Source organism: Mycobacterium sp. MS1601, from assembly GCF_001984215.1.
Taxonomy (GTDB): domain Bacteria; phylum Actinomycetota; class Actinomycetes; order Mycobacteriales; family Mycobacteriaceae; genus Mycobacterium.
Genome location: NZ_CP019420.1, coordinates 1,510,610 through 1,523,731 on the forward strand (window position 1 = coordinate 1,510,610; position 13,122 = coordinate 1,523,731).

The window sequence follows — 13,122 nt, forward strand, 5'->3', positions numbered from 1 at the left end:
AGTTGTGGACCCCGATCTGAGCCTGCGCGACCTCCGACTCATCCTCGAAGTCGCAGCCCGCCGCTCGTTCACCGATGCCGCCCAGGCCGTGCACATGTCGCAGAGTGCGCTCAGCCGCGCGGTCAACGACGCGGAACGACGGCTCGGGGCCCGGCTCTTCGAACGCACCACCCGGTCGGTGGAACCCACGGCCGTCGGCGCCGAGTTCATCCGCATCGGGACGTCGATGCTGGCGCAGTACCAACGCGGCCTGCGCGAATTCGCTTTGTTTCGAGACGGATTCGGCGGTGTGGTGCGGGTGGCAGCGCTGCCGTCGATCGCGGCCACCGTGCTGCCCGCGCTGGTGGCCACCATGAAGACGGACAACCCCGGCATCGTGATCGACATCGTCGACACCTTGGCGCACGTGGCCACCGAACAACTGCTGGCCGGGCAGGTCGACTACGCCATCACCGTCGACGAAGGCCTGCCCGACGAGGTCGCGTTCACGCCGTTGACCAAGGACCGGTTCCACGTGGTGTTCCGCGACGACCATGCCTTTCGGGGGCGACGTCAGGTGGCGTGGCGCGAACTGTCCGGCCAGCCGTTCGTCAGTTTCGGCGAGGACAGCAGCCTGCGGGCGCTGACCGACGACACCTTCCGGCTAGTGGGCATCACCCCCGAGGTGTCGTTCGAGGCGCAGAACATCGCGGTGATCGCCGGCCTGGTGTCGTCGGGGCTGGGAGTGGCCGCAGCACCGGCGATGGTGCTGCCGTTGATGTCCTTCGCCGGGCTGAGCACGGCCGAACTGGTGGAGCCGACGGTCGACCGCGACATCGGCCTGGCGTATGTGCCGGGCCGGTCGCTGTCGCCTGCGGCTCAACAGGTTGCGCAGGCACTGTCGTCACAGCTGCAGTAGCCGGGTGCTCTCCTGCCGCATCGCCACCTTGCGCACCTTGCCGGTGACGGTCATGGGGAACTCATCGACAACGTGCACGTAGCGGGGAATCTTGTAGTGCGCCAACTTGTCTGACGCGAACTCTTTCAGCTTCGCCGCGTCGATGGGCTGGCGTCCCGCGCGCATCCGGATCCACGCACAGATCTCCTCGCCGTACCTGGCGTCGGGAACGCCGATCACCTGTGCATCCTCGATGTCGGGATGGGTGTAGAGGAACTCCTCGATCTCGCGCGGGTAGACGTTCTCACCGCCGCGGATGATCATGTCCTTGATGCGGCCCACCACGTCGCAGTAGCCGTCCTCACGCATCACCGCAAGGTCGCCCGTGTGCATCCAACCGTCGGAATCGATTGCCTGGCTTGTCTTCTCCGGATCCTCCCAGTAACCGAGCATCACCGAGTAACCCCTGGTGCAGAACTCGCCCGGCGCGCCGCGCTCCACCACCTCACCGGTGTCGGGGTCGACGATCTTGATCTCGACATGCGGATGCGCCCGACCGATCGATGACGTCCGGCGCTCGAGATCGTCGTCGATCAGGGTCTGGCACGACACAGGGGACGTCTCCGTCATGCCGTAGGCGATGGCCACCTCGGACATGTGCATGTCGGCGACGGCACGTTTCATCACTTCGACCGGACACACCGCACCTGCCATGATTCCGGTGCGCAACGAGCTCAGGTCCTTGTTCGCGAAATCAGGGTGTCCCAGCATGGCGATGAACATCGTCGGGACACCGTAAACGCCGTTGCACCTCTCGGTTTCGATCGCATCCAGGGTGGCTCCCGGATCGAATCCCGGGCCGGGAACAACGATGGTGGCGCCGTGACTGGTACAGCCGAGATTTCCCATCACCATGCCGAAGCAGTGGTAGAACGGCACGGGAATACAGAGCTTCTCCCCCGGTTGCAGTGCGATCATCTCGGTCACGAAGAAGCCGTTGTTGAGGATGTTGCGGTGCGAGAGAGTGGCTCCTTTGGGGAAACCCGTTGTTCCCGACGTGTATTGAATGTTGACCGGGTCGCTGTTACGCAGACTGGCTTTCCGCGAGAGGAATTCGTCGTCCGAGACGCCGCGTTCACGAAGACGCCGCCAATCCTCGGTTCCGAGGAAGATCACGTCCTGCAGATCTTGGCCCACCTCGGCCACCATCGCCACGTAGTCGGAGGATTTGAAGGATGTCGCGGCGATCAGCGTGCGCACTCCGGACTGCTCCAGCACATAAGACAATTCGTGGGTGCGGTAGGCCGGGTTGATGTTCACCAGGATGGCCCCGATCTTGGCCGTCGCGTACTGCACCAGCACCCACTCGGCACAGTTCGGTGACCAGATGCCCACCCGATCGCCCTTGGCGACGCCCAGGGCCATCAGACCACGGGCCACCACGTCGACCTCGGCATCGAGTTCGGCGTAGGTCCATCGCTTTCCGGCGGCCACGTCCACCAACGCCTCGATGTCCGGGTGAGCAGCCACGGTGTTCTCGAAGTTCGCCCCGATGGTGGTCTCGAGCACCGGGGTGTCGGTGGGTCCGCAGTCGTGAGACTTCACAGCAGGTCCTCGTAGCGATACTCGCCCTCCATCGAGGTGCCGGTACGGTGCGCATCCTCCTCCCGGCGACGAAGTTCAACCCGGCGGATCTTGCCCGAGATCGTCTTGGGCAGCTCGAAGAACTCGACCCGCCGCACCTTCAGATAGGGAGCCAGGTTGTCGCGAGCGTGCTCCAGGATCGCCTTGGCTGTTTCCTCGCACGCCTCCCAGCCCGCCGCCAGCGACACGTACGCCTTCGGCACCGCGAGCCTGGTCTCGTCGGGCTGGGGCACCACCGCAGCTTCGACCACCGCCGGGTGCTCGATCAGCACACTCTCCAACTCGAACGGAGACACCTTGTAGTCCGAGGACTTGAACACGTCGTCGGTGCGCCCGATGTAGGTGATGTAGCCGTCCGAGTCGCGGCTGGCCACGTCACCGGTGTGGTAGTAGCCGCCGGCCATCACCATGGCATTACGCTGCTCGTCTCCGAGGTAACCCGTCATCAGGTTCAGCGGGGTGCGGCTCAGATCCAGGCAGATCTCCCCCTCGTCGGCCGGGTCCCCGCTGATCGGATCCACCAGCACCACCGGCACACCGGGCATCGGCCGTCCCATCGAGCCGGCCTTCACCGGGGCTCCCGGCGTGTTGCCGATCTGCAGAGTGGTCTCGGTCTGGCCGAAGCCGTCGCGGATGGTCAACCCCCATGCCTTCTCCACCTGGGCGATGACATCGGGGTTCAGCGGCTCGCCCGCGCCGAGGATCTCGCGCAGCCCACGGGGTTTGTCCCCGAGGTCGGCCTGGATGAGCATCCGCCACACTGTCGGCGGCCCACAGAAGGTGTTGACCTGCGCGCGATCCAGCTGGTGCAGCAGGGCCGCGGCGTCGAAGCGGGCGTAGTTGTAGACGAAGATCGTGGCCTCGGCGATCCACGGCGCAAAAAAACAACTCCAGGCGTGTTTGGCCCAGCCCGGTGAACTGATCGCCAAATGCACGTCACCGGGTTTCACCCCGATCCACGCCATCGTGGTCAGGTGCCCCACGGCGTAGCTGATCTGGGAGTGCTCCACCAGCTTCGGCTTGCTGGTGGTGCCCGAGGTGAAGTAGATGAGCATCGGGTCATCAACCGTCGTCACCGTGTCGAAGGTCGCCGGCGCGGTGTCGTAGGCCTCGGCGTAGGTGTGCCAGCCGTCGGCCTCCCCGATCGAGATCCCGGTGTAGTCACCGGCCACCTTCTCCAATTCCGGGGCGTCGAACTTGGCGGTGTCGGCAGCGTTCGCGATGACAAACCGGGCGCCGCCGCGCTCGATGCGATCGGTCAGGTCAGCCGGCCCCAACGCTCCCGTGGTGGGCATGATGATGGCGCCCAGCTTCGCGATGGCCAACATGGACTCCCACAGCTCGACCTGGTTGCCGAGCATCAGGATCACCCGGTCGCCCTTGCCGACGCCCTTGTCACGCAGCCAGGTCGCCACCTGGTTGGAGCGCTGCGCCATCTCGGCGAAGGTGACCTTCTGTTCGGAGCCGTCGGCTTCGACGATCCACAGAGCAGGCCGGTCGTTACCGTCGGCGATCACGTCGAACCAGTCGATGGCCCAGTTGAACGCGCCGGTCAGCCGGGGCCACTCGAAGGTCTCGAGGGCTTTGTCGTAATCGCCGATGACCTCGACGAGATGGTCGCGCGCACTGCGATACAGATCGGTATTGCTCATACCAACTAGGATCTACATCACACTCACCCGACCACTACCCCGAAAGAGGGTGATTTCGTGACCGTGCTGCGACCACGCGACTGTGACGCGGTGCGCGCCGAACTGCGCGGTGTGGCGGCTCAGACCGCGATGCCGGTGCTGTTCGGCGGTGAGGTGCATGGCGACACCTTGCTGATCACCGAACTGGTGGGCACGCGCACCGTGGGCCTGCGCGGATTGGCGGTGCGGTCGAGCTCGGGTCTGGGTGGGGCGAGCATGGTCGCAGGCCGGCCGCTGTCGGTGTCGGACTACCGCAACGCCGCCTCGATCACCCATGACTACGACGGCCCGGTGCTCAGCGAGGGCATCCACAGTGTGCTGGCCGTACCGGTGGTGGTCGACGGGCAGGCCCGTGCGGTGCTGTACGGGGCGCACCGGGGCAGCTCTCCGATCGGCGGACGCACCGCCGACGTGATGCTGGCGTCGGCGCGTCGGTTGAGCCGTGAACTTCTCATCCGTGACGAGGTGGACCGCCGGGTGCGACTGCGAGAAGCTGCGCTGGCCGGCACCGGTGACGAAGGTGTGCGCACCGCCTACGCCGAACTGCGCCGACTGGCCGCCGCAGCGCAGACCCCGACTCCCGAGCAGCTGTTGGCGCTGGCCGATCAGCTTGCCGGGGCGCTGACGCCACCGAGCGCTTCACCGGGCCGCTCCACACTGAGTGCACGCGAACTGGACGTACTGGCCCAGGTGGCCCTCGGATGCACTAATGCCGAAGCAGCACAACGACTTTCAATAAAACCAGAGACCGTCAAGAGCTATCTGCGCAGCGCAGGAGCCAAACTGGGCGCCCGTACCCGCCACGAGGCCGTTTCGAAAGCCAGGTTAGCGGGGATGCTGCCTTAGTGATCGAGGCGGACTACCTGGTGATTGGCGCAGGCGCCACAGCTATGGCGTTCGTCGACACCCTGATCAGCGAGACTGCCGCTCGCGTCGTGATGGTGGATCGTCAGGGCCAACCCGGCGGACATTGGAACGCCGCGTATCCCTTTGTGCGGCTGCATCAGCCGTCGGCCTACTACGGGGTGAACTCGCAGCCGCTCGGCTCCGACACCATCGACACCGACGGTCTCAACGCTGGGTTCTACGAGTTGGCCGGCGGCCCCGAGGTGTTGGCGTACTTCGATGCCGTGATGCGGCAACGGCTGTTGCCATCCGGACAGGTGTCCTACTTCCCGATGTCCGACTACCTCGGTGAACGTCGGTTTCGAACCCTCGGCGGTGACGTCATCGAGGTGGCGGCTGGGCGAGTGGTCGACTCCACGCACGTCGGGGTGACCGTGCCGGCGATGCAGCCGCCGCCGTATCCCGTGGTGTCCGCAGTGACGTGCATACCCCCGAATGACCTGCCCCGCATGGCACCCCGCGATCGTTATGTGATCGTGGGTGCGGGCAAAACCGCGATGGACAGCTGCTTGTGGTTGCTGCGCCACGGCGTTGCCCCCGAACGGCTGACCTGGATAAAACCCCGCGACGCATGGCTGCTGGACCGCGCCGCCATCCAGCCGGGCCGGGAATTCGCCAAGCGGGTGATGGCCGACGTCAGCGCGCAGTTGCGTGCCGTCGAAGCTTCGGCTTCGGTTCCGGATCTGTTCGAGAAACTGGACGCTGCCGGGTGCCTGCTGCGCGTCGACGAGTCCGTGACCCCGACGATGTACCGGTGTGCCATCGTCTCGGCCGCCGAGCTCGAACAACTGCGCCGGATCGAGCACGTGGTACGGCTGGGTCGTGTTCAGCGCATTGTCTCGGGAAAGGTTGTTCTGGAACAGGGTTCGATCGCAGTCGATCATTCGGCGCTGTTCGTCAACTGCAGTTCCGACGGTCTGGGCAGCCGAGGTGTGGCCACCGTGTTCGACGGCGACACCATCACGTTGCAGACCGTGCGCACCTGTCAGCCGGTGTTCAGCGCGTCGGTGATCGCGCACGTGGAAGCCACCCACCACGACGATGCGGTGAAGAACTCCTACTGCCGGCCGGTACCCAATCCACATGAACCGCTCGACTGGCTGCGGATGATGCTGGCGTACAACAGCAATCAGCTGACCTGGTTCGGCGATCCGGACATGATGGCGTGGCTCGATTCGGTACGGCTCAATGTGCTCAGCCATGCCAATGCCGGGGTCAGCGAGCGCGCCAGGGCCAAGATCATCAACATGCTGTCCGCTCAGTTGGTGCGGACCAACACCAAGCTCGAGGCACTTCTGGGGCCCTGACTGTCACGAGATCGACGTTAGGCAGCCAATGTTCGAGTAGACCGCTGCTTTTCGTCGATCTCGCGGCATCCGCGCCGGCGCAGAGCCTCCCGGACCCTGCGAAGTACGGCAACGGGTTCGTCCTCTTTCACAACGCGGATGACGATCCAACCCAGCTCTTCCAGCATGGCGATCCGCCGGATGTCCTTGACGTACTGGCGACGGTGGGCCCGGTGCTGGTCACCGTCGTACTCGAGCGCAACCTTGTACCGTTGCCATCCCATATCGAGGTAGGCCACGGTGAGGCCGAACTCGTAGACCTGGATCTGCGTACTCGGCCTGGGCAGGCCGTCCCTGACGAGCAGCAACCGCAACCAGGTCTCCTTCGGCGACTGCGCGCCCGGGTCCACCAAGGGCAGTGCCATCCGCAGGTGCTTGTTGCCGCGGGCGCCGGGATACCGGCTTGCCAGGTCGACGACGTCAGCGGTGGAAAACCTGGTAGCCCGGGCCAGCGCGTCGAGGCGGGCTATCGCCTCATTCTGGGGAAGGTGGCGTCCCAGGTCGTAGGCCGTGCGCGCAGGAATGGTCGCGGGCACACCACCCAGGGACACGATCTCGTCCTGCGCGATTCGCTCGTCGCGGATGATCAAGCCCTGCTGCGCTCGCGCACTGGGCATGATGAGTTCGACGGCGATGTCGTCCTGGATCCACTTCGCGCCGTGTAACGCTGCTGCGGCCACGCCGGTGATGACCGCCGTTCGGCGCGAGGCGAGGTAGGCCCCTTCGATCCTGTCGAACAGGGTGGGCTGACGATTCTTCGGGACGAGCACGTCCCGATACAGCGGCCGGTACCAGCGACGAAGTTCATGGCGGGTCAGCGCCCCACTGCGAAGCGCCTCGCTCCCGATGAAAACGTGCGACATGGGCTCAGTGTGCCCAGTAGCACCGACACATCTTCAGGCCAGAGAACGCACCCAAGCCTGGTGCAGTCCGGCGTAGTGGCCGTCGCCGGCGATGAGGTCGCCCGGAGCGCCGTCCTCGATGATGCGGCCGTGTTCGAGCACCAGCACCCGGTCGGCCACCTCGACCGTCGAGAGGCGGTGGGCGATCACCAGAGCGGTGCGGTCGGCCAGCACCGTCTCCAGCGCCTGCTGCACCATCCGCTCGCTCGGGATGTCCAGCGACGAGGTGGCCTCGTCGAGGATCAGCACAGCGGGATCGGCGAGAAACGCCCGCGCAAAGGCCACCAACTGCCGCTGCCCAGCCGACAGCCGGCCGCCGCGCTTGGCGACGTCGGTGTCGTAGCCCTGCGGCAGCGCTGTGATGAACCGATCCGCACCAACGGCTTCAGCGGCCGCGCGCACTTCGGCGTCCGTGGCCGACGGCTTGCCGAAGCGAATGTTGTCGGCGACCGTACCGTCGAACATGAAGTTCTCCTGCGTCACCATCACGACGTGGGTGCGCAGTTCGGTCTGGTCGAGATCCCGTAAGTCGGTGCCGTCCAGAGTGACCGAACCCGTCGTGGGGTCGTAGAAGCGGGCGATCAGCTTGGCGATGGTGGTCTTACCCGCGCCCGTCGTCCCCACCAGTGCGACGGTCTGTCCGGCAGGCACCGTCAACTCCAGCCCCGGCAGCACCGGGCGCCCGGGTACGTACTCGAAGGTGACCTCACGCAAGTGCACCTCGCCCAAGACGTCCGTGAGCTTCAACGGGTGCTCGGGATCGGCGATGGCCGGTTGGGTGGCCAGCACTCCGGCGAGCTTCTCCAACGCCGCAGCCGCGGACTGGAAGGTGTTGAAGAACTGGGTGATCTCCTGCATGGGCTCGAAGAACATCCGCAGATACAGCAGAAACGCGGCAAGGGTGCCAATGGTCATCTCGCCGTGCAGCGCCCGGTATCCGCCGTAGAGCAGCACGACGCCGGTGGTGAGATTGCCGACCAGTTTCACGCCGGGCATGAAGATCGCCAGCAGTTTGAACGTGCGCTCGTTGACGTCCTTGTAGCGGTCGGCGACCTCTTCGAAGATCTCCTGGTTACGCGGTTCGCGGCGGTAGGCCTGCACCGCCTTGATACCGGTCATGGTCTCGACGAACTGGACGATCACCAGCGCGGCGCTCTCGCGCACCTCGCGGTAGGTCTTCGCCGATTCCGACCGGAACCACGCCGACAGCACAACCAGGATCGGAAACGCGACCAGGCACATCAGACCGAGACGCCAATCCAGCACCACCAGCAGCACCGCCGTGCCGAACAAGGTCAGCACCGCGGTGATCAGGCTGTCGAAACCGTTCTGCAGCATCTCCTGAATGGCGTCGACGTCGTTGGTGGAGCGGCTGACCACCCGACCGGAGGTGTAGCGGTCATGGAAGGCGACGTCGAGGCGGCCGAAGTGGATGAACAGACGGCGGCGCAGTTCCAGCAGCACACTCTGCCCGATGCGACCGGAGCGACGCAGGAAGAACATCCGGCTGACGGCCTGCACCACCACCACACCGCACAACGTGGCGACGATCAGGATCAGCTCACGAGACGAGTTGCCCTCCACGATCGGCGGGATGCCGTGATCGATACCGCGCTGGATCAGGATGGGGACGGTAAGGCGTGCGGCGTTCTCGATGACCACCACGACGGCCAGGATGTACACCGCCGTCTTGAATGGCCGCAACAGATCCCACAGCAGGGCCTTGGCCTCGCGGCGGCGCGGTGCGAACTCATCGATCGGCACCTCGTCCTGCTGGTCGTCGAACTGGCCGCGCCACTGGCTGGTGCTCATCGCCGCTCTCCTTCGGCACCGGCGAACTGGCTTGCCGCGCAGGCATCTTCGGTGGCGTGCTCTTCGCAGTGGGCATGCTGCAGCGCAGCCCGCTCGTGATCCCAGTCCCGGTCCGGCTGGGCGCCGTCGTCCAATTCGTCATCCGCGGCCAACAGGTAGCGGTAGGCGGGGACGGTCTCCAACAACTGTGAGTGGGTGCCGACGTGGGTGACGGTGCCACGCTGCAGCAGCGCCACCTGATCGGCCAGCAGCACCGTGGACGCGCGGTGCGCGACGATGATGCCGGTGACCGACACCAGTACCCGGCGCAACGCTTCGGTGACGGCGGCCTCGGTGTGCACGTCGAGTGCCGAGAGGGTGTCGTCGAGCACCAGGATGCGCGGTCCGGCCAGGATGGCGCGGGCCAGCGAAAGCCGTTGCCGCTGACCGCCGGACAGGCTCATGCCCTGTTCACCGATGCGGGTGTCCAGGCTGTAGGGCAGGTCGTAGACGAATCCGGCGGCGGCGACGTCGATGGCCTCTTCCAACTCGGCATCCGAGGCGTCCGACCGCCCCAGCCGAAGGTTCTCGGCCACCGACATGGAGAACAGCGTCGGGTCCTCGAAGGCGGTGGCGACAGCTTCCCGAAGCGCGGGCAGGCTGAGCTCGCGGATGTCGGTGCCGTCGATCAGGATCTGGCCCTCGGTGACGTCATAGAGCCGCGACAACAGCGCCGCCAACACCGACTTGCCTGATCCCGTCGCCCCCACCAGCGCCATGGTCTGTCCGGGCTCCACGGTGAGGTTCACGTGCCGCAGCGCCCAGTCGCCGGGGCAGAATCCGGGAATCGGAAACTGACGTCCACCAGTTCGAGCCGACCTCCGCGGGGTGCGGTGTCCTCGGGGCCGTCGGTGATCTCGCGCGGGGCGTCGAAGATCTCGGCGATGCGATTGGCCGCGGTGAACGACTCCTGCATCATCGACAGCAGGAATCCCAGTGACGCGATGGGCCAGACCAGCGACAGCATCATCGTGATGAACGCGACCAGAGTGCCCATGGTGACCGCACCCGTGCCCGCCGCGTAGGCGCCGAAGCCGAGCACCACGATGAGGGTCAGGTTGGGAATGATTTCCAGCAGCGTCCAGAACTTCGACGAGACCCCCACCTTGGCGAGCTGGGTTTCGTACAACGCAGTGGCGCGCTCGTCGAACCGGTCGTAGGTGTACTGCTCGCGGCCGAAGGACTTGACCACGCGGACACCGAGAGCGGACTCCTCGACGTGCGTGGCGACGTGGCCGGCCTGGTCCTGCGCCCGCCGCGACAGCCGGGTGAACTCGTGTTCGAAGTGCACGACGGTGAGCGTGATGGGCACGATGGACAGCACCACCACCACACCCAGCGGCCAGTACATGGCCAGCAGGATGCCGGTGACGACGACGATCTGGATGGCATTCAAGATCAGGAACACCAGGCCGAACGACAGGAACCGGCGCAGCGACGACAAATCGTTCATCACCCGCGACAGCAGCTGACCGGACTCCCAGCGGGTGTGGAAGGACATCGGCAACACCTGTAGCCGGGCGTAGAGATCTTTGCGGATATCGGCCTCGACACCCATGGTGGCGCGCGCGACCAGCCAGCGCCGGATGAACCACAGCACCGCCTCGGTGATGCCGACACCCAGAGCGGCGGTGCCCAGGATCCACAGGCCCTGCTGGTCCTGGTTGCGCACCGGGCCGTCGATCACGGCCTTGGTCATCAGCGGGATCGAGATGGTGGCGACCAAGCTGAGCAGCGCGATGGTGATCATCGCGACCCAACGCGCCCGGTACGGCATCAGATAGGGCAGCAGCCGAAGCAGGTCCGAATACGCGCGGCGACGCGACGGCGGACCGGCAATGGCCGGCGCCGAGCGGAGCCCGTCCTGCGCGCGCATCAAATCACCCCTCAACAAGTCTTAGACCCCAACCCCGACACCAACGAAGAGCACGACCCCCGCATTCCAGATAACCACGACTGTCTAATCAATAACCCCTCAAGCGGCCTGGGTTCCGAACTGCGTCTCGTACAGCTCGGCATACCGGCCGCGGCGGGCCAGCAGCCGCTCGTGGGTGCCGCGTTCGACGATGCGGCCGTCCTCGACCACCAGGATCCGGTCGGCGGCACGGACCGTGGACAGCCGGTGCGCGATCACCAACGACGTGCGGCCGGCCAGCGCTTCGGAGAGTGCCTGCTGCACAGCCACTTCCGAGGACGAGTCCAGCGCGGCAGTGGCCTCGTCGAGCACCACCACCCGCGACTTGCCCAGCAGCAGGCGGGCAATGGTCAGCCGTTGCCGCTGCCCACCGGACAGGCGGTAGCCCCGCTCACCGACCACGGTGTCCAGGCCGTCGGGCATGTCGGCCACCACGTCGGCCAGTCGCGCCCGCCGCAGGGCGGCCCACAAGTCGTCGTCGCCGGCTTCCGGATTGGCCAGCCGCAGATTGGCGCCGATGGTCTCGTGGAACAGGTGACCGTCCTGGGTGACCAGGCCCACGGTGTGGCGCAGGGATTCGGCGGTGAGGTCGCGGACATCGACACCAGCCAGGCGCACTGCCCCGGAGTCCACATCGTAGAGCCGGGCCAGCAGCGACGCGATGGTGGACTTGCCCGCGCCCGAGGATCCCACCAGGGCGATCATCTGTCCGGGCTCGGCGCGGAAGGAGATGCCGTGCAGCACCTCGTCGCCGCCCCGGGCATCGAGGACGGCAACCTCTTCCAGCGAGGCCAGCGACACCTTGTCGGCGGAGGGATAGCTGAAGCGGACGTCATCGAATTCCACGGCGACCCCGCCTTCGGGCACCGGCCTGGCGTCGGGGGCGTCCTGGATGAGCGGCACCAGATCCAGCACCTCGAAGACCCGCTCGAAGCTGACCAGCGCGGAGGCGATCTCGATATGGGCGTTGGCCAGCGCGGTCAGCGGCGCGTAGAGCCGGGTGAGCAGCAGGGCCAGGGACACGATGGCGCCGGCCTGCAACGCCCCGCCGATGGCCAGCACACCGCCGAGGCCGTACACCAGCGCCAGTGCCAGCGCCGACATCAGCGTCAGCGAGTTCATGAAGGTGGCCTGCAGCATCGCGGTCTTCACCCCGATGTCGCGCACCCGTCCGGCCCGCGTCGCGAACTCCGCGGACTCGGCGGCCGGATTGCCGAAGAGTTTGATCAGCGTGGCGCCGGGAGCGGAGAACCGCTCGGTCATCTGCGTGTTCATCGTGGCGTTGTGGATCGCGCTCTCCCGGCTCAGCCGAGCCATGGTGCGCCCGATGCGCCGGGCGGGCAGCAGGAACAGCGGCATCAGCACCAGCGAGAGCAGCGTGATCTGCCAGGAGATGCTGAGCATCACCACCAGCGTCAACGTCAGCGTCACCAGGTTGGTGACCACCCCGGAGAGGGTGTCGGAGAAGGCGCGCTGGGCGCCGAGGACGTCATTGCCCAGGCGGCTGACCAGGGCGCCGGTGCGGGTGCGGGTGAAAAACGCCACCGGCATGCGCTGCACCTGGTCGAACACCGCGGTGCGCAGGTCCAGGATCAGGCCCTCGCCGATATGTGAGGACAGCCACCGCGTCACCAGGGCCACGGCCGCCTCGGCGACGGCCACCCCGGCGATCACCAGCGCCAGGACCACCACCACGCCGGTGGCTCCGCCGCGGACGATCTGGTCGACCACCCGGCCGGCCAGCAACGGGGTGGCCACCGTCAGCAGCGCGCTGAGCACGCTGACGCCGATGAAGACGGCCAGCTTGCGGTGATGCCGGCCGGAGAAGACCCAGATGCGCCTGAGCAGCGATGTGTCGGCCAACGCACGCAGGTCGGCGCGGTCTGACTTGATCTGCCGGTACAGCGAGTGCCGGGCGACGGTCTCGATGCTCATGTATTCACCGTAGGACCTGAACAAATGTTGAGGTCAAAGATTCCCGGCGTCGGAA

At 66.2% G+C, this 13,122-nt stretch carries 8 protein-coding genes and 1 pseudogene; 3 read left to right on the plus strand and 6 right to left on the minus strand.

Going from position 1 to position 13,122, the window contains the following annotated elements; translation table 11 throughout:
• Positions 1 to 4: 4 nt before the first annotated feature.
• Positions 5 to 898: a LysR family transcriptional regulator gene (locus tag BVC93_RS07335; RefSeq protein ID WP_083736587.1), complete on the plus strand. Its 894-nt coding sequence runs from the start codon at positions 5 to 7 to the stop codon at positions 896 to 898.
• Here the strand turns inward: BVC93_RS07335 and BVC93_RS07340 are convergent.
• Positions 884 to 2,482: an AMP-binding protein gene (locus tag BVC93_RS07340; protein ID WP_083736588.1), complete on the minus strand. Its 1,599-nt coding sequence runs from the start codon at positions 2,480 to 2,482 to the stop codon at positions 884 to 886. The two genes, BVC93_RS07335 and BVC93_RS07340, sit on opposite strands and share 15 nt — an antisense overlap.
• Entirely contained in the window at positions 2,479 to 4,173 is a 1,695-nt protein-coding gene (locus BVC93_RS07345; RefSeq protein WP_083736589.1) for an AMP-binding protein, read from the minus strand. The genes BVC93_RS07340 and BVC93_RS07345 overlap by 4 nt, the downstream gene beginning before the upstream one ends.
• Before the next feature lie 57 nt (positions 4,174 to 4,230).
• Between BVC93_RS07345 and BVC93_RS07350 the strand changes: the two genes are divergently transcribed.
• Together BVC93_RS07350 and BVC93_RS07355 are read left to right on the plus strand one after the other, a co-directional pair.
• The gene (locus tag BVC93_RS07350; RefSeq protein WP_236950283.1) at positions 4,231 to 5,058 is read left to right on the plus strand and encodes a helix-turn-helix transcriptional regulator; all 828 of its coding nucleotides are present in this window, start codon (positions 4,231 to 4,233) and stop codon (positions 5,056 to 5,058) included.
• 44 nt (positions 5,059 to 5,102) lie between these two features.
• Complete coding sequence (locus tag BVC93_RS07355; protein WP_442929074.1) at positions 5,103 to 6,425, plus strand: NAD(P)/FAD-dependent oxidoreductase; 1,323 nt, start codon at positions 5,103 to 5,105, stop codon at positions 6,423 to 6,425.
• A 17-nt stretch (positions 6,426 to 6,442) separates the two neighbouring features.
• On the opposite strand, the gene BVC93_RS07360 is transcribed toward BVC93_RS07355, so the two are convergent.
• The 4 genes and pseudogenes from BVC93_RS07360 to BVC93_RS07375 form a co-directional block, all read right to left on the minus strand.
• On the minus strand, positions 6,443 to 7,327 hold the full coding sequence (locus BVC93_RS07360; protein WP_083736591.1) for a DUF559 domain-containing protein: 885 nt from the start codon (positions 7,325 to 7,327) through the stop codon (positions 6,443 to 6,445).
• 33 nt (positions 7,328 to 7,360) lie between these two features.
• Positions 7,361 to 9,178: an ABC transporter ATP-binding protein gene (locus BVC93_RS07365; RefSeq protein ID WP_083736592.1), complete on the minus strand. Its 1,818-nt coding sequence runs from the start codon at positions 9,176 to 9,178 to the stop codon at positions 7,361 to 7,363.
• Positions 9,175 to 11,093: pseudogene (locus tag BVC93_RS07370) on the minus strand (ABC transporter ATP-binding protein). Before BVC93_RS07370 ends, BVC93_RS07365 begins: the two are co-directional and overlap by 4 nt.
• Positions 11,094 to 11,192: 99 nt before the next feature.
• A complete protein-coding gene (locus BVC93_RS07375) occupies positions 11,193 to 13,067 on the minus strand; it encodes an ABC transporter ATP-binding protein (RefSeq protein ID WP_083736593.1) in 1,875 nt (624 codons plus the stop codon).
• Positions 13,068 to 13,122 lie beyond the last annotated feature (55 nt).